The sequence below is a fragment of the Candidatus Magnetobacterium casense genome (assembly GCF_019173545.1).
In the GTDB taxonomy this organism is placed as follows: domain Bacteria; phylum Nitrospirota; class Thermodesulfovibrionia; order Thermodesulfovibrionales; family Magnetobacteriaceae; genus Magnetobacterium; species Magnetobacterium cryptolimnobacter.
Genome location: NZ_JABXWD010000677.1, coordinates 1 through 1,340 on the forward strand (window position 1 = coordinate 1; position 1,340 = coordinate 1,340).

General features: G+C 50.4%; 1 protein-coding gene and 3 tRNA genes. All 4 read left to right on the plus strand.

Annotation, left to right across the window (positions count from 1 at the left end; genetic code table 11):
* Nucleotides 1-400: 400 nt before the first annotated feature.
* Nucleotides 401-482: transfer RNA gene (locus tag HWQ67_RS18670), tRNA-Tyr, on the plus strand.
* Nucleotides 483-571: 89 nt separating this feature from the next.
* Nucleotides 572-643 (plus strand) — tRNA-Gly (locus HWQ67_RS18675).
* Nucleotides 644-735: 92 nt separating this feature from the next.
* A tRNA-Thr gene (locus tag HWQ67_RS18680) sits at nucleotides 736-811 on the plus strand.
* A gap of 56 nt (nucleotides 812-867) precedes the next feature.
* The coding region (locus HWQ67_RS18685; protein ID WP_218254203.1) for a GTP-binding protein at nucleotides 868-1,340 on the plus strand (473 nt) is incomplete at its 3' end.

Below are 1,340 nucleotides of genomic sequence, written 5' to 3' on the forward strand. Positions count from 1 at the left end.
CCCCCCTGGCCTGTCGCAATGTCGCTACGTGGTCTACGTTGACACTTAAGATCATGTCCAGCCTCCTGCGATCTATATTTTTACTGTGTCATATAATAACCTATCCACTGAAGCAATGACAACTGACGTGGAAAGCGCACTAAATTCATCAAGTTTATTGACGTATCCTCTTTAAAAAGCTGCGTAAAAGTATAGTTACCATGAAAGATAAAGAGGATACTAAGAGAGTATATATGAAAGGTGGGAGATGGCAACTTTGGCCAACACTCCCCTCTTGAGTTTATAAGAACAAATCTCAGACCTCAAAAAAAAACTGTTGACAACCACATACGATCCATAATATAATTAACTTTCATGTGATGATACGGCAACGTTCATTGATGATGGCGCTGTACTATCAGGAGAGGTACCCGAGTGGCCAAAGGGGACGGGCTGTAAACCCGTTGGCTCAGCCTACGGAGGTTCGAATCCTCCCCTCTCCACTTAATTTCGGGGCGTAGAGCTGGGTACCCCAACAGAACGGTGTGCCCCGGCAAAACGGTGTATCCGGTGCGGCTCTGGCCGGTGTGGCGCGGGAGTAGCTCAGTGGTAGAGCGTCAGCCTTCCAAGCTGAGGGTCGCGGGTTCGAATCCCGTTTCCCGCTTAGTACACAGTCCCGGGTGGGTTCTAACACCGGGTGAGTTCTGACCCGGACGAGTTTTGACAGGTAAGGACAGAGAGCAAGAGATGGACAGTGCCCATGTAGCTCAGTCGGCAGAGCACATCCTTGGTAAGGATGAGGTCACCGGTTCAATTCCGGTCATGGGCTCCACCCCCAGCTACTGTAAGGTAAGTGATCCTTATTAATACAAAGGAGGTTTTTTTTAGATGGCAAAGGCCAAGTTTGAAAGAACAAAACCGCACGTGAACATAGGCACGATTGGTCACGTGGACCATGGCAAGACAACTCTGACGGCGGCAATAACCAAGGTGCTCGCAATCAAGGGCCAAGCCAAGTTTACGGCATACGACCAGATAGATAACGCCCCTGAAGAAAAAGCCAGGGGTATTACAATAGCCACGGCACACGTGGAGTACGAAACAAGCAAGCGACACTACGCACACGTCGATTGCCCCGGACACGCCGACTATGTCAAAAACATGATAACCGGAGCGGCCCAGATGGATGGCGCCATCCTGGTGGTCAGTGCAGCCGATGGCCCGATGCCTCAGACGAGGGAACACATCCTGTTGGCCAGACAGGTTGGGGTGCCATATATAGTGGTATTTATGAACAAGGTCGATATGGTGGACGACCCCGAACTCTTAGACCTGGTCGAACTTGAGGTCAGAGAGTTGCT